The sequence below is a fragment of the Gordonia aquimaris genome (assembly GCF_026262595.1).
Classification (GTDB): Bacteria; Actinomycetota; Actinomycetes; order Mycobacteriales; family Mycobacteriaceae; genus Gordonia; species Gordonia tangerina.
The window spans coordinates 271,619-294,521 of sequence record NZ_JAPKFM010000004.1 but is presented as its reverse complement, the minus strand read 5'-3'; the positions used below and the strand labels follow the sequence as shown (position 1 = coordinate 294,521).

23 protein-coding genes, 1 pseudogene and 1 riboswitch are annotated in these 22,903 nt (G+C 66.5%); of the genes and pseudogenes, 14 read left to right on the top strand and 10 right to left on the bottom strand.

What is annotated here, in order from left to right; translation table 11 throughout:
* Positions 1-5 precede the first annotated feature (5 nt).
* Complete coding sequence (locus OSB52_RS06585) at positions 6-236, top strand: hypothetical protein (RefSeq protein WP_266060843.1); 231 nt, start codon at positions 6-8, stop codon at positions 234-236.
* Complete coding sequence (locus OSB52_RS06580) at positions 229-1,905, top strand: (2,3-dihydroxybenzoyl)adenylate synthase (protein ID WP_266060841.1); 1,677 nt, start codon at positions 229-231, stop codon at positions 1,903-1,905. Before OSB52_RS06585 ends, OSB52_RS06580 begins: the two co-directional genes overlap by 8 nt.
* Positions 1,906-1,927: 22 nt before the next feature.
* Here the strand turns inward: OSB52_RS06580 and OSB52_RS06575 are convergent, their stop codons facing one another.
* Positions 1,928-2,683: a siderophore-interacting protein gene (locus OSB52_RS06575; RefSeq protein ID WP_266060839.1), complete on the bottom strand. Its 756-nt coding sequence runs from the start codon at positions 2,681-2,683 to the stop codon at positions 1,928-1,930.
* Between the two features lie 58 nt (positions 2,684-2,741).
* Positions 2,742-3,089: a GNAT family N-acetyltransferase gene (locus tag OSB52_RS06570; protein WP_235725818.1), complete on the bottom strand. Its 348-nt coding sequence runs from the start codon at positions 3,087-3,089 to the stop codon at positions 2,742-2,744.
* A gap of 187 nt (positions 3,090-3,276) precedes the next feature.
* Positions 3,277-3,392, top strand: a riboswitch (TPP riboswitch).
* Here OSB52_RS06570 and thiC point away from each other — a divergent pair.
* From thiC to OSB52_RS06555, 3 genes are all read left to right on the top strand, one after another.
* A complete protein-coding gene (gene thiC / locus OSB52_RS06565; RefSeq protein ID WP_266060838.1) occupies positions 3,384-5,060 on the top strand; it encodes a phosphomethylpyrimidine synthase ThiC in 1,677 nt (558 codons plus the stop codon). Its footprint overlaps the riboswitch before it by 9 nt.
* Entirely contained in the window at positions 5,060-5,920 is an 861-nt protein-coding gene (gene thiD, locus OSB52_RS06560) for a bifunctional hydroxymethylpyrimidine kinase/phosphomethylpyrimidine kinase (protein WP_266060837.1), read from the top strand. Before thiC ends, thiD begins: the two co-directional genes overlap by 1 nt.
* Before the next feature lie 114 nt (positions 5,921-6,034).
* Positions 6,035-6,817: an HAD-IIA family hydrolase gene (locus OSB52_RS06555; RefSeq protein ID WP_235725821.1), complete on the top strand. Its 783-nt coding sequence runs from the start codon at positions 6,035-6,037 to the stop codon at positions 6,815-6,817.
* A gap of 280 nt (positions 6,818-7,097) precedes the next feature.
* Here OSB52_RS06555 and OSB52_RS06550 read toward each other — a convergent pair whose 3' ends face one another.
* Positions 7,098-7,478, bottom strand: a complete 381-nt coding sequence (locus OSB52_RS06550) for an SHOCT domain-containing protein (protein ID WP_235725822.1) — start codon at positions 7,476-7,478, stop codon at positions 7,098-7,100.
* 113 nt (positions 7,479-7,591) lie between these two features.
* Here OSB52_RS06550 and OSB52_RS06545 point away from each other — a divergent pair, with 113 nt between their 5' ends.
* Positions 7,592-8,623 (top strand): LLM class flavin-dependent oxidoreductase, encoded by a 1,032-nt coding sequence (locus OSB52_RS06545; protein ID WP_266060834.1) that lies wholly within the window; start codon positions 7,592-7,594, stop codon positions 8,621-8,623.
* On the opposite strand, the gene egtD is transcribed toward OSB52_RS06545, so the two are convergent.
* Both egtD and egtB read right to left on the bottom strand, forming a co-directional pair.
* Positions 8,610-9,566, bottom strand: a complete 957-nt coding sequence (egtD, locus tag OSB52_RS06540) for an L-histidine N(alpha)-methyltransferase (RefSeq protein ID WP_235725824.1) — start codon at positions 9,564-9,566, stop codon at positions 8,610-8,612. The genes OSB52_RS06545 and egtD overlap by 14 nt on opposite strands.
* Complete coding sequence (gene egtB / locus OSB52_RS06535) at positions 9,563-10,849, bottom strand: ergothioneine biosynthesis protein EgtB (RefSeq protein ID WP_372512345.1); 1,287 nt, start codon at positions 10,847-10,849, stop codon at positions 9,563-9,565. The genes egtD and egtB overlap by 4 nt, the downstream gene beginning before the upstream one ends.
* Before the next feature lie 266 nt (positions 10,850-11,115).
* On the opposite strand from egtB, the gene OSB52_RS06530 reads away from it, so the two are divergent.
* The gene (locus OSB52_RS06530; RefSeq protein WP_266060832.1) at positions 11,116-11,871 is read left to right on the top strand and encodes a Clp protease N-terminal domain-containing protein; all 756 of its coding nucleotides are present in this window, start codon (positions 11,116-11,118) and stop codon (positions 11,869-11,871) included.
* A gap of 9 nt (positions 11,872-11,880) precedes the next feature.
* Here the strand turns inward: OSB52_RS06530 and OSB52_RS06525 are convergent, their stop codons facing one another.
* Positions 11,881-12,429 carry a DUF5709 domain-containing protein gene (locus OSB52_RS06525; RefSeq protein ID WP_372512344.1) on the bottom strand — a complete coding sequence of 183 codons (549 nt, stop codon included), beginning with the start codon at positions 12,427-12,429 and terminating at the stop codon, positions 11,881-11,883.
* A 154-nt stretch (positions 12,430-12,583) separates the two neighbouring features.
* Between OSB52_RS06525 and OSB52_RS06520 the strand changes: the two genes are divergently transcribed.
* Both OSB52_RS06520 and OSB52_RS06515 read left to right on the top strand, forming a co-directional pair.
* Positions 12,584-13,693 (top strand): DUF2189 domain-containing protein, encoded by a 1,110-nt coding sequence (locus OSB52_RS06520; protein WP_235725827.1) that lies wholly within the window; start codon positions 12,584-12,586, stop codon positions 13,691-13,693.
* 124 nt (positions 13,694-13,817) lie between these two features.
* Positions 13,818-14,399, top strand: a complete 582-nt coding sequence (locus OSB52_RS06515) for a hypothetical protein (RefSeq protein ID WP_266060830.1) — start codon at positions 13,818-13,820, stop codon at positions 14,397-14,399.
* A gap of 26 nt (positions 14,400-14,425) precedes the next feature.
* Here the strand turns inward: OSB52_RS06515 and OSB52_RS06510 are convergent, their stop codons facing one another.
* A complete protein-coding gene (locus tag OSB52_RS06510) occupies positions 14,426-14,995 on the bottom strand; it encodes an HdeD family acid-resistance protein (RefSeq protein WP_266060828.1) in 570 nt (189 codons plus the stop codon).
* A 67-nt stretch (positions 14,996-15,062) separates the two neighbouring features.
* On the opposite strand from OSB52_RS06510, the pseudogene OSB52_RS06505 reads away from it, so the two are divergent.
* Both OSB52_RS06505 and OSB52_RS06500 read left to right on the top strand, forming a co-directional pair.
* A pseudogene (locus OSB52_RS06505) lies at positions 15,063-15,932 on the top strand (acyl-CoA thioesterase domain-containing protein).
* Between the two features lie 65 nt (positions 15,933-15,997).
* Positions 15,998-17,071, top strand: coding sequence for a glycoside hydrolase family 183 protein (locus OSB52_RS06500; protein ID WP_235725830.1), 1,074 nt, complete (start codon positions 15,998-16,000; stop codon positions 17,069-17,071).
* Between the two features lie 61 nt (positions 17,072-17,132).
* Here OSB52_RS06500 and OSB52_RS06495 read toward each other — a convergent pair whose 3' ends face one another.
* The 3 genes from OSB52_RS06495 to OSB52_RS06485 form a co-directional block, all read right to left on the bottom strand.
* Positions 17,133-17,768 carry a DUF305 domain-containing protein gene (locus OSB52_RS06495; protein ID WP_266060827.1) on the bottom strand — a complete coding sequence of 212 codons (636 nt, stop codon included), beginning with the start codon at positions 17,766-17,768 and terminating at the stop codon, positions 17,133-17,135.
* 95 nt (positions 17,769-17,863) lie between these two features.
* Positions 17,864-18,274: a hypothetical protein gene (locus tag OSB52_RS06490; protein WP_266060826.1), complete on the bottom strand. Its 411-nt coding sequence runs from the start codon at positions 18,272-18,274 to the stop codon at positions 17,864-17,866.
* Positions 18,275-18,284: 10 nt separating this feature from the next.
* A complete protein-coding gene (locus tag OSB52_RS06485) occupies positions 18,285-19,481 on the bottom strand; it encodes a phosphatase PAP2 family protein (RefSeq protein WP_266060824.1) in 1,197 nt (398 codons plus the stop codon).
* A gap of 183 nt (positions 19,482-19,664) precedes the next feature.
* On the opposite strand from OSB52_RS06485, the gene OSB52_RS06480 reads away from it, so the two are divergent.
* From OSB52_RS06480 to OSB52_RS06470, 3 genes are all read left to right on the top strand, one after another.
* Positions 19,665-19,880, top strand: a complete 216-nt coding sequence (locus OSB52_RS06480; RefSeq protein ID WP_235725834.1) for a hypothetical protein — start codon at positions 19,665-19,667, stop codon at positions 19,878-19,880.
* A gap of 48 nt (positions 19,881-19,928) precedes the next feature.
* A complete protein-coding gene (locus OSB52_RS06475; protein WP_266060823.1) occupies positions 19,929-20,699 on the top strand; it encodes a deoxyribonuclease IV in 771 nt (256 codons plus the stop codon).
* Between the two features lie 250 nt (positions 20,700-20,949).
* Positions 20,950-22,785, top strand: coding sequence for an acyl-CoA dehydrogenase (locus tag OSB52_RS06470; protein ID WP_235725836.1), 1,836 nt, complete (start codon positions 20,950-20,952; stop codon positions 22,783-22,785).
* The last annotated feature ends 118 nt before the right edge of the window (positions 22,786-22,903 follow it).

Below are 22,903 nucleotides of genomic sequence, written 5' to 3'. Positions count from 1 at the left end.
CCCCCATGAGTGCCCGGAAATCGTCGCGGCGGCGGCGAGTGAACATCCCGGTCGTGATCGCCGCCGCCGGCGTCGCCGCGGTGATCTCGGCGTTCGTGGTGGCCCTCGTCCTGATCGGACTGGTCATCGCCGACGATCGGAGCCCCGCACCGCAACCGCAGCCCAGCGTGATCGACATCGGCGCCGGAACCTCGGCCGTCTTGGGCTTCCACACGACGGCGGCCGCCCATGTCTGACGTCGGCACATCTGACACGACCTCGGAAGCCGATCTGCAGATCGGCTTCCGCCCCCACCCCGATGCAATCGCCGCGCGCTATCGCGACGCAAGCATCTTTCCCGACCAGCCGTTGTGGCACCCACTCGAACGCGCCGCGGCCCGGCACCCGGATGCGCCCGCCGTCACCGATACCGCGACCACCGACCACCTCACCCTCAGCTATGCCGAGCTGTATGCCGCCGTGTTGCGCCGGGCGGCAGGCTTCGTGCAGGCCGGCCTGCGGCCGGGTCAGCGGGTGATCCTGCAGCAACACAACTCGGCGGCGTTCGTCATCACGCTGTTCGGGCTGCTGCGCGCCGGTGTGGCGCCGGTGATGACGCTGCCCGCGCATCGGGTCAGCGAGATCGCACACCTCGCCGCCGGTTCCGCTGCCGTCGCCTACATCACCGAGGACGACCGTCGCGGATACGACTACCGCGAATTGGCCGCGGATCTGCAGCGACGCGTCGGCACGGTGGCGACTGTGTTCGTCGACGGCGACCCCGGCGTGTATGCCGCACTGCCCGATGCCGACCCGGAGACCACCAGATTGCCGTCGGCCGAGGACACCGACCCGGACGCGCCGGCACTGTTCCTCATCTCCGGCGGCACCACCGGGCTGCCGAAACTCATCGCGCGGACCCACAATGACTACGCCTACAACGCGCGCCGCTCCGCCGAGGTGGCCGAACTCACTGCGGCCGACACGTATTTGGTGGCGCTGCCCGGTGCCCACAATTTCCCGCTGTGTTGTCCCGGGATGCTCGGGGTGATGACGGTTGGGGGGCACACCGTCGTCACCGACAACCCCAGCCCGGACAACACCTTCGACCTGATCGAGCGCTACCGGGTCACCGTGACCGCACTCGTCCCGGCGCTGGCCCAGGTGTGGTGCGCGGCCACCGAGTGGGAACCCGCCGACATCAGCAGTCTCCGACTGCTGCAGGTGGGTGGCGCCAAGCTGGCCGAACCCGACGCCGTCGCACTCGATGCCGCACTGGGCGACGTGGTCCAGCAGGTGTTCGGGATGGCCGAGGGACTCATCTGCTACACCCGCCTCGACGACCCCCGCGAGTTGGTGCACGCGGTGCAGGGTGCACCGATGTCGGAGTTCGACGAGGTGCGGGTGGTCGATGAGAACGGTGACGACGTGCCCGACGGCACCGACGGCGAACTGCTGGTACGCGGTCCGTACACGATCCGCGGTTACTACCGCGCCGACGAGCACAATGCACGCTCGTTCACCCCGGAGGGCTTCTACCGGTCCGGCGACCGGGTACGCCGACTGCCGTCGGGCCATCTCGCGGTGACCGGCCGGATCAAGGACACCATCGTGCGGGCCGGTGAGAACGTCGCTGCCGATGACGTCGAGGAGAATCTGCTGGCCCACGAGTCGATCCGTGCAGCCGCAGTCGTCGGCCTTGCCGACGAGTCGTTGGGTGAAAAGATCTGCGCCGCGGTGGTGCTGTCGCACGATCATCCGCGGGGACGCGAACTGACGCTCCCTGAGGTCCGCACGTTCCTCGCCGAACGTGGACTCGCGTCGTTCAAACTGCCCGACCGCCTGGTGGTGGTGCCCACCCTGCCGGTCACCGCGGTCGGGAAGATCGACAAGGCGGTGCTGGTCCGGTCGCTGCAGGAGCCGTGACCGGGCTCACGCCTCGGCGTCGTCAGGAAGCCGGACCGTTCTCCCGCCAGTAGGCCTGGGCCTTCACGTTGGCCTTGCCAAGCTTGTAGTCGTTCTTGAACAACCCCGACACCGCGCGTGTGGACTTCATGTCCAGGGCGACGAACCCGTGATGATCGGTGGCGTCGAACGCGGCATCGCGGACCGCATCGGTCAGCGCCGTGCCGTCACGCTTGATCCAGTTGATGGTGTCCTGGTCGCGCAGTCGCAGCGGTAGCGACGTGTCGGATTCGTGCACGTACTCGAACCAGATCGTCGCCGGCACCGACGGGTTCGACGACGCGGAGATCGCGTCGAGCAGCGAGTTGATTGCCGGCAGCGCCGCGGTGTCGCCCGCGATCAGCCAGCCCTTGGGGGCCGGGTCGCCGATGGCGAACTTCGACCCCATGAAGGTCGACGAGATGGTGTCGCCGGGCCGGGCCGACTGCGCCCACCGGGTGGCTGCGCCGTCGTGGATGGCGAACTCGAGGGAGAACGAGTCGGTCGCCGGGTCCGGATCGACAAGGGTGTAGGCGCGCTGATGGAGCTTGCCGTGCTTGTTCTCGAACCAGATGCGCAGCCACATCGTCGGGTGGACCGGGCGGTCGGCGAGCAGGCCGCCGCCGGTGAAGCCGAGCCGGATGTAGTCGTCGGTGACCGGTTCATTGCTGGTCACGGTGAGCTCGTAGTCGTCGGCACCCATGAGCTTGAGGACGGCGCCCTGCCACCCGCGCGACTTGGACTTGGTCTGTTCCGCCATGTGACACGGCCTTCCCTCGACAGCAACTTCCGTCAGGGTAGCCTAACTTAGGCTGCGCTCACGCCGGCGCCAGCGGCACGATCCCCGGATGGGAATCGAGGTACGACTTGGTGAACGAGCAGACCGGCCTCAGCCGAGCTCCTTGGTCACGCACATACGCGATGGCCCCGACCATCAGGCGGGTGCCGAGACCGTGGCCGGTGTATTCGTCGTAGAGCACCGTGTGCAGGATCGTGATGGTCGGTTTTCCCTCGCTGACCTCGGTGCTGTACCCGAGCACGCCGACGAGGTCGCCGGCCACCCACAGCTCGAACCTGTCGCGGTCGGGATTGTGGACCACCTGGGCGATCTGCTGCAGAATCGCCTGCGCAGACTGTGGTGGTCGATGCTGATGCTTCCTCTGCACAATCCCTCCTGAACGCGGCGGATCGCCGGCGGCGGGGCTCCCCTCCCGACACCGACGTAGGACCCTATGTGATCCCTGTCACAGGCTACCCTACGATGGCGTAGGTTGTCGGTCGCGGCCCCCGGCCCGCACCGAGCACCGCGACGTCGTAGGGTGGTGCTGATCCCGGCGGACGCCGCGATCGACAAATTGAACACGCGGGGGCTCCCACGATCACCGGGGGCTGAGATGGCGACGGGACGGTCGCCGACCGCCCGAACCTGTCCGGGTAATGCCGGCGTAGGGAGTCGCATCATGGGAACACGTGTATCCGAAACTGCCGTCTCGACTGTCACCCAGGGACCGATCGAGGGAAGCAGCAAGCACTACCGCGAGATCGATCATCTCCGGGTTCCGGCGCGACGCATCCAGCTGACCAACGGCGAGCACCTCGACGTCTACGACACGTCCGGTCCATACACCGACGTGACCGCGACCATCGACGTGGAGCAGGGATTGCCGCCGACTCGCGATGCGTGGCACCGACCCGAACCAGTGAACGGGGCGTCGACGCAGCTGGCGTGGGCACGCGCCGGCATCGTCACCGACGAGATGCGCTTCATCGCCGCACGTGAGGGTGTCGAGGTGGAACTCGTGCGTGCCGAGGTCGCCGCAGGGCGTGCGGTGATCCCCGCCAATCATCGTCATCCCGAATCCGAACCGATGATCATCGGCAAGCGGTTCGCGGTGAAGGTCAACGCCAACATCGGAAATTCTGCAGTCACCAGTTCGATCGCCGAGGAGGTGGAGAAGATGGTGTGGGCCACCCGCTGGGGCGCCGACACCATCATGGACCTGTCCACAGGTCGCGACATCCACATGACCCGCGAATGGATCATGCGCAACTCCCCGGTCCCGGTTGGCACGGTGCCGATCTATCAGGCGCTGGAGAAGGTCAACGGTGATCCCACCAAGCTGACGTGGGAGATCTACCGCGACACCGTGATCGAGCAGGCCGAGCAGGGCGTGGACTACATGACCGTGCACGCCGGGGTGTTGCTGCGGTATGTGCCGCTCGCGGCCCGGCGGGTCACCGGCATCGTCTCGCGCGGCGGATCCATCATGGCCGCCTGGTGTCTGGCGCATCACCAGGAGTCGTTCCTCTACACCCACTACGAGGAGCTGTGCGAGATCTTCGCCCGCTACGACATTACCTTCTCGCTGGGTGACGGTCTGCGGCCCGGCTCGATCGCCGACGCCAACGACGAGGCGCAGTTCGCCGAGCTCCGCACCCTTGGCGAACTCACCACGATCGCGAAATCGCATGGTGTGCAGGTGATGATCGAAGGACCGGGCCACGTACCGATGCACAAGATCGCCGAGAACGTGCGGCTCGAAGAAGAGTTGTGCGAAGAGGCGCCGTTCTACACGCTCGGACCGTTGGCCACCGACATCGCACCTGCCTATGACCACATCACCTCGGCCATCGGCGCCGCGATGATCGCGCAGGCCGGCACCGCGATGCTGTGCTACGTGACGCCTAAAGAGCATCTGGGACTACCCAATCGCGATGACGTCAAGGTCGGTGTGATCACCTACAAGATCGCCGCTCACAGCGCCGATCTCGCCAAGGGGCATCCGGGCGCGCAGGAGCGCGACGACGCACTGTCCAAGGCGCGCTTCGAGTTCCGCTGGACCGACCAGTTCAACCTGGCCCTCGATCCGGATATCGCACGCGAATATCACGACGAGACGATGCCCGCCGAACCGGCCAAGACCGCGCACTTCTGCTCGATGTGCGGGCCGAAGTTCTGCTCGATGCGCATCTCGCAGGATGTGCGCGACTACGCCGAGCAGAACGGCCTGGTGACCGCCGAGGACATCGACCGCAAGATCGCCGAGGAGATGGCCGCCAAGTCGGCGGAGTTCGCCGAGCACGGCAACCGGGTCTATCTACCGTTGGAGGCCGCGGCGGGAGGCTCCCCCACCTGATGACCGATGACCTCCGATTACCCATGGCGCCACCCGGTGTGACGCCGCGACGGGTTCTCACCATCGCGGGTTCGGACTCGGGCGGCGGCGCCGGCATCCAGGCCGACATGCGCACCTTCGCGCTTCTCGGACTGCATGCCTGCGTCGCCGTGACAGCGGTGACGGTGCAGAACACGGTGGGCGTGCAGGATTTTGCGGAGATCGCGCCGGCGACGGTGGCCGCGCAGATGCACAGCGTGGTCACCGACATCGGCGTCGGGGCGGCCAAGACCGGGATGCTGGCCTCGGCACCGATAATCGAGGCCGTCGCCGCGGCATGCGGCGAGCTCGGCATCGGTCGCGATCGGCCCGTCCCGCTGGTCGTCGACCCGGTGTGTGCGTCGATGCACGGTGACCCCTTGTTGGCTGCCGAAGCCCTGGAGACGTTGCGCTCCACCTTGTTCCCCATCGCCACCGTGGTGACGCCGAACCTCGACGAGGTGCGGCTGATCACCGGCATCGACGTCGTCGACGCCGCGTCGCAACAGGACGCGGCCCGCGCCTTGCACGCGCTGGGGGCACAATGGGCGCTGGTCAAGGGCGGACACCTGCGCACGTCGGCCCAGAGCCCCGACCTGCTGTTCGACGGCGAGCACTTTCACGAGTTCGCCCATCCACGCATCGAGACCGGGCACGATCATGGCGCCGGGGACACCCTCGCGGCGGCCACCGCCGGTGCGCTCGCGCACGGTTATCCCGTGCCCGACGCGATCGACTTCGCCAAGCGGTGGGTGACCCGGGGACTCGAGGCCGCCTACCCGCTGGGCGCCGGGCACGGTCCGGTCAATCCGCTGTGGCGGGTGTCAGAGCGTCCCGACTGACCGCCCGCCGCGAACGCGGGACCCACGACCGAAATGCACCCCAGCGAAACAGTCCTGGGGGCGCATTTCGAGGGTTCGACGCGGCCATTGCCGAGCCCGGCCATAATGCGGTACATGAGCTGGAACTATCTGATGGACATGGACGGTGTTCTCGTCCGCGAAGAACACTTGATCCCCGGCGCCGACGAGTTCCTGGCCGAGCTGCGCGCCAACGATGTCCCGTTCATCGTGTTGACCAACAACTCGATCCGTACCCCGCGCGACCTGCGGGCACGCCTGCTGCGCACCGGCTTGGACATTCCCGAGGAGTCGATCTGGACGTCGGCACTGGCCACTGCCCGGTTCCTGGAGTCCCAGCGCCCGGGCGGATCGGCGTACGTCGTCGGCGAGTCGGGTCTCACCACGGCGCTACACGAGATCGGCTACGTGATCACCGATTCGGACCCCGACTACGTCGTACTCGGGGAGACTCGGACGTACTCGTTCGAGGCGATCACCACGGCCATCCGCCTGGTGGAACGCGGGGCCCGGTTCATCGCGACCAACCCCGACGCCACCGGGCCGTCGGCGGCCGGCTCGCTCCCTGCGACAGGCGCCGTGGCCGCCCTGATCACCCGGGCCACCGGCCGCGAACCGTATTACGTGGGCAAGCCGAATCCGCTGATGATGCGCTCAGCGCTGCGGCAGATCGGTGTGCATTCCGAGCACACCCTGATGATCGGTGATCGGATGGACACCGACGTCATCTCCGGCATGGAGGCCGGGCTGGAGACCATCCTGGTCCTGTCCGGCATATCGACTCCCACGTCGGTGGAACTGTTCCCCTATCGGGCCACCCGGGTGATCGATTCGGTTGCCGATCTCGTCGGCCACACCGCGAACCCATTCGGGACCTGACAGGCTCGCGCGCCCGGCACCCCGCAACCTCACCTCCCACGCGCCCAGCACGGCAGCCGACAGAAGTTCGGGACCTGAGCGGGTGTCGCGCCCAGCACGGTAGCCGACAGAACCCGGTTCTTCGTCGACAGCACCTGTCCAACAACGCCGACAGCACCCGCCCCCACAGGGAACGGGTGCTGTCGGCGAATAACCGGGTTCTGTCGGCGCGAAACGGGGTTCTGTCGGCGCGAAAGCCTGTCGGCGCAACCCCGATCAGAATCCGCTCTCCGAGCGAAAGCTAGCTGAGCGCCTTCGCCTTCAGCGAATCGAACTCCTGCTGGGTGATGGTGCCGGAGTCCAGCAACTGCTTGGCGTCGGCGATCTGCTCGGCCGGGCTCTTGGCCGTGGCGACCGACTGGATGTAGCTGTCGGTGGCCTGCTTGGCCTCCTTGACCGCCTCATTCTGACGCTCTGCCATACCGCGGCCCTTGACCAGCAGGTAGACGATTGCAGTGATGTACGGCAGCAGGATCAGGAAGATGATCCACACGGCCTTGATCCAGCCGGAGGACTTGTCACGGAAGAGGTCGATGATGATGTGCCAGAGGACGATCAGATAGGCCACGAACGCGAAAATGACGATCGTGTACCAGATGAAGTCCCAGAACGAGTCCCACATCGGGCATACTCCTTAGCCGGTAGGTGACGTCGGGGTGTCCGACGCTGCGTTCCATAGCTTCTCACAGCTGCGCTCACGCAGTGCGCTTTGACCGGGATAGCTAGGGTGCTCCCATGGAACTCGGCCTCGATACTTTCGGCGACGTGACGGTTGACGACGACGGGAATGCGGTGTCGGCGGCACAGACCATCCGTGACGTCGTGGCACAAGCAGTCCTCGCCGACGAGGTGGGTGTCGACTTCTTCGGCGTCGGGGAACACCACCGCGACGACTACGCCGTCTCGGCACCCGAAGTGGTCCTCGGTGCCATCGCCGTTGCGACCCACCGGATGCGGTTGGGCTCGGCGGTGACCGTACTCAGTTCCGACGACCCGATCCGGGTATTCGAGCGTTTCGCCACCGTGGACGCGTTGTCGGATGGCCGCGCCGAAGTGATTCTCGGGCGCGGATCGTTCACCGAGTCGTTTCCCCTGTTCGGCTACGACCTCGCCGATTATGAGGACCTCTTCGCCGACAAATTGTCGCTGTTCGCCCAGCTGCGGGCGGGCGAACCGGTGACCTGGTCGGGTGCGACCCGCACTCCGCTGACCGGACAGTCGGTGTACCCGGGGTTGTCGTCGGCGCCGCTGCCGACCTGGATCGCGGTCGGCGGGAGTCCGGAGTCGGTGATCCGCGCCGCGACGCACGGTCTGCCGCTGATGCTGGCGATCATCGGGGGCGATCCCGCCCGGTTCACGCCCTACACCGATCTGTACCGCCGTGCGCTCGGTGAACTCGAGCAGCCCACCGATCTGCCGGTGGGAGTCCACTCCCCCGGCCACATTGCCGACACCGACGAGCTGGCACGCGAACAGCTCTGGCCGCATTACCGGACCTACATGGCCCGGATCGGCCGCGAACGAGGCTGGCCGCCACCCACCCGGATCGAGTTCGAGCGCGCCGCGGGCCCGGCCGGCGCGCTCCATGTGGGCTCTCCCGACACCGTGGCCCGCAAGATCGCGGCAACCGCGAAGACACTGGGGCTCAACCGCTTCGACCTCAAGTACTCACACGGCACGCTGCCTCACGAGCATCTGATGCGCAGCGTCGAACTGTACGGCACCCAAGTAATCCCGCAGGTCCGCGACCTGCTCAGCGCCGACTGAGCGTCACCAGGAAGTCGTCGTGATCGTCGGTCCACTGCCGCTCCACCACGACCCCGGCCTGAGCCAGTTCGTCGGCGAGTGTCGAGCGATCGAACTTGGTGCTGATCTCGGTGAGGACCTCGGCACCGCGCTCGAGCTGCCAATTCCGGTCCAGGCCGCGGAACCGGACGTCGACATCGCGGCGGGCACGCAGCCACATCTCGATGCGGTGCTGCACCGGGTTCCACCGGGCAATGTGGTCGAAGTCGTCGACGTAGAGTCCGTCGGCGTCGAGCCCGCGGCGGAGCACCTCGATCATGTTCCGATTGAAATCGGCCGTCACACCGGCTTTGTCGTTGTAGGCCGCCACAAGTCGGCCAGTGTCCTTGATGAGGTCGGCGCCCAGCAGGAAGTAGTCTCCCGGATCGAGCGCCTTGGCCAGGCGGCCCAGGAAGGTGGCGCGCATCGCGTCGTCGAAGTTGCCGATGGTGCCCCCGAGGAACACCGCAATCCGCGGACCGTCCGAGGCCGGCAAGGTGAGGTCGGGTGCGGTGAAATCGGCGACCGCCGGTTCGATGTCGATATCCGGGTAGTCGCGGGCGAGTTCGGCGGCCGAGGATTCCAGGATCTCGGTGCTGACATCGAGCGGCACATAGGTGAATCGACGCCCCGTGGCCTCGGCCCGGTCGGCGAACGCCGCCAACAGCAAGCGTGTCTTGGTGGAGGTGCCCGACCCGAATTCCACCATGGTCGCCGCATCGGTCAGCGCAGCGATCTCGGTGGCACGTGCGTACAGGATCGACGTCTCCCGACGCGTCGGGTAATACTCCGGCAACCGGGTGATTTCGTCGAAGAGCAGGCTGCCCCGCTCGTCGTAGAGCCACTTGGTCGGCAGGGTCGGCGGATCGGACCACAATCCGTCGGCGGCGTCGTCGGCGAGTTGACGACCGGCGTCGGCGGTCATCGGGCCAGTCGCAGACCGGAGAAGGCCCACCGCGCCGAGGCCGGAAAGAAGTTACGGTAGGTGATGCGCTCGTGCCCGGGTGGGGTCACCGCGCTCGCACCGCGCAGTACATGCTGGTCGCACATGAACTTCCCGTTGTACTCGCCGACCGCGCCGTTGGCGGGCACGAATCCCGGGTAGGGCAGGTAGGCGCTGGCCGTCCACTCCCACACGTCGCCGATCATGGTGGCGCCGGCTCTCCCGGGATGGCAACGTCCCACGTCGAGTAGCTGTCCACGTGCGCTGTCGCCGGTCTCGACGGCTGCCTCCCATTCGAACTCGGTGGGTAGCCGCGCGCCGGCCCACCGGGCAAATGCGTCGGCCTCGTAGAACGACACGTGCACCACCGGTTCGTCGGCGACCAGCTGACGTCGGCCAGATAGCGTGAAGGTGGTCCACTCCCCATCCACCAGGCGCCAGTATTCCGGTGCCTGCCAACCGGTTTGCGTGATGTGCGCCCAGCCGTCGGACAACCAGAGTTCGGGACGACGATAACCGTCGTCGGCCATGAACGCCAACCATTCGGCGTTGGTCACCGCCCGCTCGGCGATCTCGAAGTCCTCCAGGAAGACCCGATGTCGGGGACCCTCGTTGTCGTAGCTGAAGCCGGCAGATCCCGGCGTTGCTCCCACTTCGGTGACACCGCCGGCCACCGAGCGCCAGGTGAGCGGACCGGGTTCACCGGGTTCGTCGATGTCGCGATCCACGTAGACCGGATCGAAGGCATGCGTGGAGAACAGGTGCTTGATGTCCATCAAGAGCAGTTCCTGATGTTGCTGCTCGTGATTGCATCCCAGCTCGAGCAAGGCCAACGCATAGTCGTCGAGTACCCCGCGTTCCAGCGCATCAACCATCGCGCGGTCGACGTACTCGCGGTAGAGCCCGACGTCGGCGACACCCGGTCGGGTGACCAACCCGCGTTCGGGGCGTGGATGCCGGGCGCCGACCGCCTCGTAATAGCTGTTGAACAGGTAGCGGAATGAGTCGTCGTAGACGTGATACGACTCGACGTTTCGGAGGATGAACTCTTCGAAGAACCAGGTCACATGCGCCCGATGCCATTTCGCCGGGCTGGCGTCGGTCATCGATTGCGGCGTCTGATCCTCGGCGGAGAGGTCCGCGCTCAGAGCGTCGGTCAACGACCGCACCTCAAGGAATCTGCGGGCCTGGGCGGACATGGACTCGACGTTGCCGGACTGGGTCGACTCGGTCTCGATCGACACAGGGCGATTGGTGATGCTCACCGGTACCTCCCGTTGTGGTGGACCCGGCGGCAAGGCCGGGGGCGGACGGGCAACCCTGGCATCCATCGTTACCAGCCTCCCCACCGCTGTCAACGACGCTCGAGTCAACGCACTCGAGCGACGACACTCAGCGATGCCGGTGGCCTCAGACGTTCGACGGACGGGTTCGGTGTCATCGCATCACACGCCACCGACAAGTTCCGCCGGCAACCAACTGCGTCAACCAAGGGTTGACGCAGTCTCGATTGTCAACCTAGTGTTGACGCATGCCCGAGCGCACCCAGGTCCACGATGTCCGCCTCGATGATCTGATCGCCGGTGTCCGTGCCGCGCACGATGATCCCCTGGACCAGCTGACCGGCGCCATGATCACCGCCGAACACATCGGCGAAGTGGCCGACCACCTGATCGGCCACTTCGTCGACCAGGCCAGGCGCACCGGGGCCTCGTGGGCCGACATCGGTGCGGCCATGGGGGTCAGCAAACAAGCGGCCCAGAAACGGTTCGTGACGCGCACACCCGCCGACGCCGCGCCGACACCGTTGGCAGATGAGGCGAATCCGTTCGCGCGTTTCACTCCGCGAGCACGCAATGTGATCGCCGAGGCACACAATGTGGCAGTCGCCGATCACAGCACCGCGGTCACGCCCGAGCACCTGGCGCGGGCATTGGCCGTGGCTCCGGAATCCATCGCCGATTTGACCTTGCGCGCCCACGGTGTGCCGGCGGCATCTCTTGCCGCCGCGTGCACTGCCAACGGCCCGGCGTCGACTGCGATGCAGCCCTCCGAGGGCGAGAAAACTGTTGTGCCCTACGACGAGCGGTCCCGTTCAGTGCTGCAGGCGACACTGGCGTCGGCGGTCGATCTGGGCCACGATTTCGTGGGCACCGAACACATCCTGTTGGGCCTGTTCACCGATCCGGAGATGGCGGCCATACTGTCGGGGCTCGGCATCGAGCAAACCGTCGCCCGCGCAACCATCGTCAGCTCGCTCGCCGACCTCGGTCACGGCGCGAGCTGACGCCGACGATCAGCTGTCCGATCGACCGGATCCACCGGCAGTGGAGTCGGACTCGTCGGACCACTCCACCTCGTCGGCGGCGATGTAGTGCATTGCCGCCTCTTCGGCAGATGCTCCGGCGCCGTCGATGCCGACGTCGCCGGCCACCGCATCCTTCTCGCGGTCGACGCCCGACCCCTCGTCCGGAGCCACCAACCGTCCCGACCGCCCGTCCCCGGCTTGTTCGTCGCCTTCGAAGTCATCCGAACGATCGGATTCGTGCGACCGCCAGCGCTTCGCGACGTTCTCCTCGGCTTCGATGTCGTCGAGCGGATCGGTCGCCCCGATGTCGGCTTCTTCCTCGGCGAGCCGTTCGTCCAGGGTCTCCCCGTCGCGCTGCTCTCGCTCGGTGAGCCCGTGACGCGCGCCGCTCGGCTGATGGTCGGGCGGCGAATATCCCTCGTCGAGGACATCGTCGACACCACGGTCGACCAGCGTGTCCTCGGGTTGCAGTTGATCGTCGTCGTCGAGGCTGTACTCGCCGTCGGAACCTTCCGGGGTGCTGCCGATGTCACTCACGGGTTCCACGATGCCAGCCCACCGGTGCCGAATCCAGGTGTAGCGGTCGTGCACGCCCATCGAGGACGCCGGGCACCTGAAATCCTGACGCCGAGACACGACGTGGAGTGCCAAACACTGTTGACCGGCGCCGGTGTTCCGTATCCTCCCTGCCATGACCACACCGTCAGATCCACAGAATCCCGGTTCTTCCGACCCCGACCCGGGTGCAGGCGCCGAGTCCGGTCGTACCCCGGAGCCGGGCACCGGCGGCACACCGCCGCCGTCGTATCCGCCGCCGGGCTCCACACCCCCGCCGCCGCCGTCCGGCTACCCACCGCCCGGTTCTTACCCGCCGCCCTCGGGCCCGCCGCCCGGTGGTGCCTACCCGCCGCCACCGGGTCCGCCGCCATCAGGCCCGCCCCCGCAGGGGCCGCCCCCCGGGTACGGCGCCCAGCAACCCGGCTACGGTGCGCAGCCCGGCTACCCGCCGCCCCCGGCCGGTGGCTACGGCCAACCCGCCGGTGGTCCCGGCGGATACCCGCCGCCGCCGGGCGATTACGGCGCACCGGGCGCCTACGGCGGTGGCGCGTACGGCGCTCCGACGGCCGAGCAGTTCTCCATCGGCGAGGCCTTCAGCTACGGCTGGAACCGCTACAAGGAGAACGCGTTGTCGTGGATCGTGGTGATCCTGATTTCGCTCGTCGTGTCCGGTGTCATCCAGTGGCTGGGCAACATCTCGTCCGACTACGGCCGGATCTTCTGGATCAGCGCCATCTTCGGCATCATCGCCACGATCATCGGCTACATCTTCCAGGGCGCCTATGCGCGTGGCGCGCTCGACGAGACGTCGGGTAGCAAGCCCGATATCGGCCGCTTCTTCAACGTCAACTTCGCCGCGGTCATCATCACCGCGTTCCTGGTGGGACTGGGCACCTTCATCGGCCTGATCCTGCTCATCATCCCGGGCATCGTCTTCGCGTTCCTCGCCTACTGGTCACTCACCTTCGTAGTGGACCGCGACATGGACCCCATCGAGGGCATCAAGGCCAGCTTCTCGGTGATCAGCAAGAACGCGGGCACCCTGTTCCTGCTGGCGTTGGCCGTCATCGGCCTCAACATCGTCGGTGCGCTGCTGTGCCTGGTGGGCCTGCTGGTGACCCTGCCGGTCACCATGATCGCCACGACCTACGCCTACCGGTTCTTCACCGGCGGCCAGGTCGCACCGTTGGCGTCGGCGGCCCCGATGGCCCCGCCGCCATATCCGCCGAATCAGCAGTACTGAGCGGCTTCGCTCGACGCAACGACCCGGTCACCTCACGCCAGGTGGCCGGGTCGTTTCGCGTCTGCATGTCGCGTGTCCGGATGAATCCCGCCCGCAGGCCCGCCGAGTGCGGAACAATCGACACATGCTCGCGGAAATGCAGGACGAGGCCGAGGCATATCTTTCGGCCGGCGAGTACTCGCACGCGCTCGCCGAGTTCTCCGTGCTGCGAGAGATCCGGTCGCGACGCGAGGGCCCGTACTCGGTGATGTACCTGTCCAACCTGCACGACTGTGTGCGGTGCATGTCGGAGTTGCAGTTGTGGGCCGATTCCACCCCGCTGTGCCGCGAACTCCATGGCAAGTATGTCCGCACCCACGGTCGTGGACAGTCGGACACGGTGGATGTCGCCAAGCACTGGGCGTGGGCGCTCGTGCATCTGCACGACTATCCGCCGGCCGTGCAGCTGTATCTGACAACTGCGGACGCTTTGTGGGACAGTCACCCAGCGCAGGCACGGCGCCTGCTGGCGGCGGCGGTCGCCCACCGAACCGGCGTCGATCCGGCGGCGTCGATCCTCGATGCCACCGGACCCCACGTCGATCCGGTTCGGCTGGCACACGGCCCGGATGTCGAGGCCGCGATGACCCAGTTGATCGAGCGACTCCCCGCCGACGTCGAGGCCGCCCGCGCCGCGGTCACGATCGACGGCCTCGAGTTGGCCTGATTCTCAGAAGCTCGGCAGCCCGCGACTCAGACCAGCGGCTCCTCGATCTTCTTCGGCAGGGTCAGCAGCGTCACGACGCTGATCACGATGAGCATGATCGCCGCGATGATCAGGAAGGTGGCCAGGGCGAGGCCGGGGATCAGCATCATGACGATGCCGGCGATGATCGAGACGACACCGGACAGGATCAGCACCCACCGCGGCACGTGCTGGGACCCGGCGGACGCGCGGGCGAGGTCGGCGATTCCCTGGAAGATCCAGCCGATGCCGATGAAGATCGCGAGGAAGACCAGCGATTCCTCGGGATTGAACACGGCGATGACGCCGGCGGCCAGGATCAATGCACCGATGAGACCCAGGGCAAAGCGCCAACCGCCGGACAGCAACGTCGAGGCGAAGGCCTCATAGAGCCGGAACAGTCCAGCCATGATCAGCGAGATCCCGAAGAGCACACCGATGATGAGCAGGGTCGCCTTCGGCCAGACGAGCGCAATGATCCCCAGGACGATGCCGACCACCGAGGTCGCAATCATCGTGGTGCGCACCGCGGCCACGAGTTCGTTGGGGATCTGCCGTGCGTAATCTGCAATTGTCATGGACGCAGGTTAGTACGCGCCGAATGGTTCGACACCACATTCTTGGGTCGAACAGAAGGGAAACTTCGTGTCGTCGATCGCATTCTTCTCCGTCGATTCCGGCGGCACCGATTCCACTGGACAGAGTCTCTTCCTGCCGACCCGGTATGCCGCGAGCCTGTGGGCTCCGGGCACTCTGAACGGTCCCGCGGTGTGTGCGTTGGCTGCCCGGGCGGCCGAACGTGACCACTCGGTGCCGGGCTTTCGACCGGCACGCTTCACCATCGATCTGTTCAAGGCGGCCCGCGACGTCCCCACCGCGACCCGTGGCCGCTTGCTACGCAACGGGGGCCGGATCAAGGTGGCCGAGGTCGACGTCGTGCAGTTCGTCGACGACACCGAGGTCACGGTTGCCCGCAGCACCACCGTGTTCGTCAAGGAGGCCGCCAATCCGCCCGGGGAGCGCTGGGAGCGGTCGCCGGAGATGATCGAGTTCCGGCCGCCCGAGACCGATTCCGACGATCCGCTGCCCTGGTTCGGCACCGCCACCGCCGACGGCACGATCGAGTGGAGCCAGGACATGGGCGCCCACCAGAACGCCCAACGCACGTGGCTGTAGACGCGCGCGGTGTCCACTGTGGTCGGCGAGCGGCCGTCATCGTTCGAGCGCTCGGTGATCAGTGGCGAATCGACCAGCCTGGTCTGCAATTGGGGTAGCGATGGCATCGCATTCATCAACTGTGATCTGACGGTCGCGCTCTCGCGTCTGCCGGTCGGGCCGCGGATCGGGGTCGAAGCGGCCAGCCACGTGGAAGTCGACGGAATCTCCACCAGCACCACGAATCTCTACGACAGCGACGGCCAGTTCGGCGTCGGCATGGTCACCGGCGTGAACAACTCGGCCGCCACCATCGACTTCACCGCCGTCGATACCTGGGGGCGGTACAGCGAGGCGTGAATTTCATTCGTTCGGGGGTCGATGTCACACTCCGGTGACGCTCAGGTCTTGATAAGGTCACCGCCATGACGCGGCTCACAGGACGGTGGCGCACAGCCCTGACGGTCACGGCACTCGCCGCCACACTGACCGCAGGCCTCGCGGCTACTCCGCAGGCCGAGGCGACCGATGTCGCCGCGGCCAACGGCCGGATCGTCGCCCGGCTCACCGGCCCCGGCTCAATCAACGACACATTCGGGCGTTTCAACATCGTCGGCACCGATCTGGGCGTCCTGTGGGACAACGGGCACGGCGAGATCATGGCCGCCTTCGGCGACACCCAGACGTTCAACGGGTGGTCGCTGCTGTACGGCGAGTTGTGGTACTGGCGTTCCAATGTCCTGCTGCGCAGCACCGACCGATATCTGGGCGACGGAATGACCTTCACCGGTCACGCCGGACCACCCGGTCACGCCAAGCGTCTACTCAAACCCGACCTGCGCAAAGAGATCACCATCATCCCGACCGCCGGGGTGGCCGCGAACGGCAAGCAGTACATGAACGTCATGTCGGTCAAACACTGGGGACCGCCGGGGATCTGGTACACCAACTGGTCCGGCCTGGTGGTGTCGGGGAACAACGGGCAGAGTTGGCGCGCGGTCAACGCATTCCGCCCCAACGGCGGCGGAAACCACAAATTCCAGATGTCGGCGTACCTGAAGGTCGGTGACACGGTCTACACCTACGGCACCCCCGACGGCCGATGGGGTGCGGTGTACCTGGCCCGCGTGAAGGCCTCCGACATCGAACATCTCGGCAAGTACGAGTACTTCTCGTGGGGCCGGTGGGTGCGCAACAACCCGGATTCGGCGACCCCCGTGATGGCGGCACCGACCGGCGAGTTGTCGGTCGCGTGGAATGAGTACCTCGGCAAGTTCATCTCGTTGGGCCAGAAGGACTCGGGTGTGGTGCTGCGGACCGCCGACCGGCCCGAGGGACCGTGGTCGTCGGGCGAACTCGTGGTCCCCGCCAACGACCCGTACTCGGGCTACGCCCCCTACATTCACCCGTGGTCGTCGGGCAGCAGCCTGTACTTCACCTACTCCATCTCCGCGGGCTATCAGGTCTATCTGATGCGCATCCCGTTGCGGAAACCCTGACCCGCCCCCGCAGGTCGGTCCGGACTCCGATGCGGCACGTCCGGACCGACCCGTCACCGCATCACCGTCGCAGGATCGAGTTCATCTCGTCGATCTCGGCCTGCTGAGCGGACTTGACGCGCTCGGCGAGCTCCCGCGACGGACCGTTGATGCCGTCGGCGAGTTCGGCGTCGGCCATCGCGATCGCGCCCTCGTGATGCGCGATCATGCCTTCGAGCCACATCCGGTCGAAATCTGTCCCCTCCGCCTGTGACAACGTCGCCATCTGTTGCGGCGTCATCATGCCGGACATGTCGTGGCCGCCCGCGCCGTGAGCACCACTGTGACCGCCCATCTCGCCGGAGACGCCCCAGGAAGTCAGCCGCGCGGTCATCTCGTCGATCTCGGGTTTCTGGGCGGCCCTGATGCGGTCGGCCAGATCCCGCACCGCAGGTGTGGTGGTCCGGTCGGCCACCAGATCGGCCATCATGAGCGCCTGCATGTGATGCGGGATCATCTCCTGGTTGAAGGTGACGTCGGCGTCGTTGTGCCGGCTGTCCGACGACTCGGTCGCCGACTCGGCCGACGGCTCCATCGGCATCGTCGTCGTGGTGACGGCGGTGACCGACGACGGTGGCGCGGCGTCGTCGACGTCCGAACACGCGCCCAGCAGGGCCACGGCCGCCACGGTCGCGCCCACAAAAATCTGTCGTTTCATTGCCTTGGGATCCTCTGCAGAGTGAAGGGGGCCGCGCTGCGGTCAGCGCAGGCGGAGATGTCGGCGGGCCGGACATACGGTCCGGCGCACGCCGATCAGCAGCGGATCACCTGCATTCGGAGATGGGTGGGCATGGCCCACGGCGGCGGCCGGCCAGAGCGACCGACCAGGCGGGCATGAATCGACCGCAGCAGCGGCGGGATCGGGAATCCCCACGCCAGCACCAACACCGCGATCGCGATGACGACCGGGTCGTCGTTGCGCAGGAACATGCAGGGATGTTGGTGGGTGTCGCAGTCGCCGGCGTCATCCATCGTCGGTTCATCGAGTTGATGAGCCGCCGGGCCGATCGTCGTCGAACCGTGTGACGCCGACGGCGGGTGATGACCGCCCGCGGTGCCCACGGCGATCACCGAATGCATCAGCAGGATCGACGCCGCGACCGCGAGCAGTAGCCCCACCCGCAGCTGCGTCGACGACGGGCGACGCAGGCGGGATCTCAACACGCAGCCGAGACTACCCAGAGACCGGTGAATCGGACTCGGCCGCCTCGGTGGTCGCCGTGGACTCGGCACCGGCCTGCTGCTCACGTTGCTTCTTGCGCGGGATCAACCACCTCCGGTCGACGACCTGCGCCACCAGGATCACGAAACCCGCCAACGCCCAGCCCAGGATGATGTCGAAGACGTAGTGCTCGGCGGTGTAGACGAGGGTGAACGCCATCGCGACCGCGTAACCCATGAACAGCGTTCTGCCCAGGGCCTTGACCCGGGGCCACATGAACAGCGCGAGCAGCATCGTGAGACCAGCGTGCAACGACGGGATCGCCGCAACCAGGTTGGCCTTGCCCTGTCCCACCTCCACGAGGGTGGAGGCGGCGTGGATGTTGAGGAAATTCCAGCCCCGCGCCGAGATCCGTTCGACGTAGGGTTGCGCGTCCGGATTGGACGGGGTGACCTCGCCGAGGATGCCGCCGTCGACGACCGCGCCCTCGTACGCCATGCAGGTGGGTTCGCGGGGGTGGTCGGCGACCTGTTCTGCGGTGCATCGGGCCGCGGCCCACGGCGGTGCGGCCGGCACCAGCGTGTAGCCGACCAGCGCCAGGAACGTCGTGGCGACGAAACATGCGGCGTACCGGCGCCATGCGGACCGGTCCCGCAGCCACAGCACCGCGGCGGCGGCGTACGGGACGATGAAATACGACATGTAGATGACGCTGGTGACGACTTCCCACCACGGCGGCTCGGGGGCCTTGATGTGGCTCTGCAGCCACACGGTCGGGTTGACACCGAACATCCACTGGTCGACGTCGACCGCCAGATGCCACTGGGTCGGCATGTCGACGATGCGCGCGACGTCGCGCGTCCAGTCGTAGAGCAGCAGGATCAGCGCGAAGGGAAGCCAATCGATGATGACGCTGATCGCCTTGCGACGTCCGATCGACGCCGCGAGCATGCCCAGACACAGCAGGATGATCAAGCGGGTGCGGTCGAAGGCGAGTCCGTAGGCTACGAACTCGTAGATCATGAACACGACCCACGCGACGATCGCGATGCGCCGCACCATGGTGAGGTCACGTCGTCGCTGAGGCCCGGTGTCGACGGCCGCAGCCGCCGCGACGTCGTCGATCACCGGCTCGACGCCGCGGGTGCGCGACGTGGCGGCAGACCCGTCCGAGGCCGGACCGTCGTCGACCGCGTCGTCAATGCTCACTCGTGTTGGTCCTGCCCGCCCACGCCCGTCGAGCCGATCCCGACAGGGCTCCTGCACGTTACTTTCCGTAAGCCTAGTGATCACCTTCCGTTCGAGAGCCGGTAAACCGCCGTCAGAGTGCCGACAAGTCCCGGATTCACCCATATGCTGGTGATCGGCGTCACATCAACGGGGAGGAGAGCCGTGCCCGACCGCTACCTGCGCTACGGCGAACAGCGCTACATCATCACCAAGGAAGCCGAGTCCCGACTCAACCGCGCGCTCGACTCGGTCTACGCCGAGGGCAGCCGCGGCCACGAGTGGCTCAACCTCTACAACGGCACCGAGGCGCCGTGTCGCCTGCTGATAGCGACCGGGGTGCCCATCACGATCGAGACCGTCCCCGGTCTCGATGACTGAACCCGACGCGCGAACCGCGGCGTCGGAGGCGACCATTATCGTTGAGCCATGCGCATCGGAGCACACCTGCGTGAGGACGCCGACCCGTTGTCCACCGCCGACGAACTGGGCATCGACGTCTTTCAGATGTTCGTGACCGACCCGCAGAGCTGGAAGAAACCGCAACCACGCCCGGACGCCGAGGCGATCCGCGACTCCGCGATCGACGTGGTGGTGCATTCGAGCTATCAGATCAACGTCGCGAGCCTCAACAACCGCTTGCGGATGCCGTCGCGCAAGGCGGTCGAACAGCAAGCCGCCGCCGCTGCCGACCTCGGCGCCTTCGGTCTCGTCGTGCATGGCGGACACCTGCGTGACGGCGAGGACGCCAAGGAGGGATTCGCCAACTGGCGCAAACTCTTCGATCGTCAGGTCGACAAGGGCGGCTTCGGTGTACCGATCCTGATCGAGAACACCGCCGGCGGCGATCACGCGATGGCCCGCACCCTGGAGGCCATCGACCGGCTATGGGAATCGGTGGGCGATTTCGAGCAGGCCGGATTCTGTCTCGACACCTGCCACGCGTGGGCGGGCGGCGAGGACCTGGTGGGTCTGGTCGAACGCGTGAAAGCGATCACCGGGCGCATCGACCTGGTCCATCTCAACAATTCCCGCGACGAGTTCGACTCGGGTCGCGACCGCCACGCCAACCTCGCCGGCGGCCACATCGATCCCGACGTCCTCGTTGCGGTCGCCGCCGCCGCCGACGCCCCAGTCATCCTCGAGACCCCGGCCGACGGCATCCCCGACGACCTGGCGCTCCTCCGCGACGCCCTCTGACCGACCCGTTCCCGCTCGTCCCCCGGGTATCGCTTCATCCCCCGGTTGCCGCTGGGGGATGAAGCGATACCCGGGGGACGAACCGTCGGGACACGCGCACGCTTGCTCGAGTTAGCGCAGATCACAGACCGATCAATTGCTCAGTGCCGCGGATGACGCTATTCTGTAGTTACCGGCGAGTAACTTAGCTTCTGCCGATCGTGCTTCACCACACGCGTAGCCCACACCGCCAGTCAGATAAGGAACCTCCATGGGCCATTACAAGAGCAACATCCGCGACCTGCACTTCAACCTCTTCGAGTTGTTCGACCTCGACAAGGTGCTCGAAGAAGGCGACTTCGGCGATCTCGATCACGAGACCGCCGTGGACATGCTCCGTGAGGTCAAGGCGCTGGCCGAGGGACCGATCGCCGAATCGTTCACCGATGCCGACCGCAACCCGCCGGTGTTCGACCCGGAGACCCACAGCGTCACCATCCCCGAGAGCTTCACCAAGTCCTACAACGCACTCATCGAGGGCGGCTGGGACAAGATCGGTATCGAGGAAGAACTCGGCGGCCTGCCCGCACCGCGTTCGCTGTACTGGGCCATCGGCGAGATGATCCTCGGCGCCAACCCGCCGGTCTTCATGTACGCCGCCGGCTCGGGCTTCGCCAACATCTTCTTCAACAACGGCACCGAAGAGCAGAAGAAGTGGGCCGCCATCTGCTCGGAGCGCGGCTGGGGCGCCACCATGGTGCTCACCGAGCCCGACGCCGGTTCCGACGTGGGCGCCGCCCGCACCAAGGCCGTCAAGCAGGAAGACGGCACCTGGCACATCGACGGCGTGAAGCGCTTCATCACCTCCGCCGACCAGGACATGACCGAGAACATCTTCCACCTGGTTCTCGCCCGCCCCGAAGGCGCCAAGCCCGGCACCAAGGGTCTGTCACTGTTCTTCGTGCCGAAGTTCCACTTCGACCACGAGACCGGTGAGCTCGGTGAGCGCAACGGCGTCTTCGTCACGAACGTCGAGCACAAGATGGGCATCAAGGCCTCGGCCACCTGTGAGCTGAGCTTCGGCCAGCACGGCACCCCGGCCGTCGGCTGGCTCGTCGGCGAGGTGCACGACGGTATCGCGCAGATGTTCGACGTCATCGAGCACGCCCGAATGATGGTGGGCACCAAGGCCATCTCGACACTGTCGACCGGCTACCTCAACGCCCTCGATTACGCCAAGGAGCGGGTGCAGGGCGCGGATCTGACCCAGATGACCGACAAGACCGCCCCGCGTGTCACCATCACCCATCACCCGGACGTGCGTCGTTCGCTGATGACCCAGAAGGCATACGCCGAGGGCCTGCGCGCGGTATACCTCTACACCGCGTCGCACCAGGATGCCGCTGCGGCACAGATCGTTTCCGGCGCGAGCCCCGAGTTGGCCCACAAGGTCAACGACCTGCTGCTGCCGATCGTCAAGGGCGTCGGCTCCGAGCGCGCCTACGGCATCCTCGGCCACGAGTCGCTGCAGACCCTCGGTGGTTCCGGCTTCCTGCAGGACTACCCGATCGAGCAGTACATCCGTGACTCGAAGATCGACTCGCTCTACGAGGGCACCACGGCCATCCAGGCGCAGGACTTCTTCTTCCGCAAGATCATCCGCGACAAGGGCCAGGCCTTCTCCCACGTCGCCGGTGAGATCGCCAAGTTCCTCGACGCCGAGGGCGGCAACGGTCGGCTGAAGTCCGAGCGCGCGCTGCTCAAGACCGCGATGGACGATGTGCAGACCATGACCGCCACCCTCACCGGGTACCTCATGAACGCACAGGAGGACCCGAAGGAGCTGTACAAGGTCGGTCTCGGTTCGGTGCGGTTCCTGCTGTCGGTCGGCGACCTGCTCATCGGTTGGCTACTGCTGCGTCAAGCCGAGGTCGCGCTGGCCGCACTGGATTCCGGCGCCTCCGCCGAGGACAAGCCGTTCTACGAGGGCAAGGTCGCCGTGGCGAGCTTCTTCGCGAAGAACATGCTGCCCGAGCTGACGACCGCCCGTGTCAACATCGAGAACATCGACGCCGAGATCATGGAGGTCGACGAGGCGGTCTTCTGAACCACTCGCTGATCACCTGACACAGTTCGTCCCCCGGGTAACTTCCCCGGGGGACGAACTGTTTTCGGCGTACGGGCACCGTCGTCGGAGTAATCTGCTTCGTAACACACCGCCACGA

What these genes read in the sequence shown, in the direction of transcription:
- OSB52_RS06585 (WP_266060843.1), top strand. Translation starts at nt 6, where the DNA reads ATGAGTGCCCGGAAATCGTCGCGGCGGCGGCGAGTGAACATCCCGGTC.
- OSB52_RS06580 (WP_266060841.1), top strand. Translation starts at nt 229, where the DNA reads ATGTCTGACGTCGGCACATCTGACACGACCTCGGAAGCCGATCTGCAG.
- OSB52_RS06575 (WP_266060839.1), bottom strand. Translation starts at nt 2,683, where the DNA reads ATGGCGGAACAGACCAAGTCCAAGTCGCGCGGGTGGCAGGGCGCCGTC.
- thiC (WP_266060838.1), top strand. Translation starts at nt 3,384, where the DNA reads ATGGGAACACGTGTATCCGAAACTGCCGTCTCGACTGTCACCCAGGGA.
- thiD (WP_266060837.1), top strand. Translation starts at nt 5,060, where the DNA reads ATGACCGATGACCTCCGATTACCCATGGCGCCACCCGGTGTGACGCCG.
- OSB52_RS06555 (WP_235725821.1), top strand. Translation starts at nt 6,035, where the DNA reads ATGAGCTGGAACTATCTGATGGACATGGACGGTGTTCTCGTCCGCGAA.
- OSB52_RS06550 (WP_235725822.1), bottom strand. Translation starts at nt 7,478, where the DNA reads ATGTGGGACTCGTTCTGGGACTTCATCTGGTACACGATCGTCATTTTC.
- OSB52_RS06545 (WP_266060834.1), top strand. Translation starts at nt 7,592, where the DNA reads ATGGAACTCGGCCTCGATACTTTCGGCGACGTGACGGTTGACGACGAC.
- egtD (WP_235725824.1), bottom strand. Translation starts at nt 9,566, where the DNA reads ATGACCGCCGACGCCGGTCGTCAACTCGCCGACGACGCCGCCGACGGA.
- OSB52_RS06530 (WP_266060832.1), top strand. Translation starts at nt 11,116, where the DNA reads ATGCCCGAGCGCACCCAGGTCCACGATGTCCGCCTCGATGATCTGATC.
- OSB52_RS06520 (WP_235725827.1), top strand. Translation starts at nt 12,584, where the DNA reads ATGACCACACCGTCAGATCCACAGAATCCCGGTTCTTCCGACCCCGAC.
- OSB52_RS06515 (WP_266060830.1), top strand. Translation starts at nt 13,818, where the DNA reads ATGCTCGCGGAAATGCAGGACGAGGCCGAGGCATATCTTTCGGCCGGC.
- OSB52_RS06510 (WP_266060828.1), bottom strand. Translation starts at nt 14,995, where the DNA reads ATGACAATTGCAGATTACGCACGGCAGATCCCCAACGAACTCGTGGCC.
- OSB52_RS06500 (WP_235725830.1), top strand. Translation starts at nt 15,998, where the DNA reads ATGACGCGGCTCACAGGACGGTGGCGCACAGCCCTGACGGTCACGGCA.
- OSB52_RS06495 (WP_266060827.1), bottom strand. Translation starts at nt 17,768, where the DNA reads ATGAAACGACAGATTTTTGTGGGCGCGACCGTGGCGGCCGTGGCCCTG.
- OSB52_RS06475 (WP_266060823.1), top strand. Translation starts at nt 19,929, where the DNA reads ATGCGCATCGGAGCACACCTGCGTGAGGACGCCGACCCGTTGTCCACC.
- OSB52_RS06470 (WP_235725836.1), top strand. Translation starts at nt 20,950, where the DNA reads ATGGGCCATTACAAGAGCAACATCCGCGACCTGCACTTCAACCTCTTC.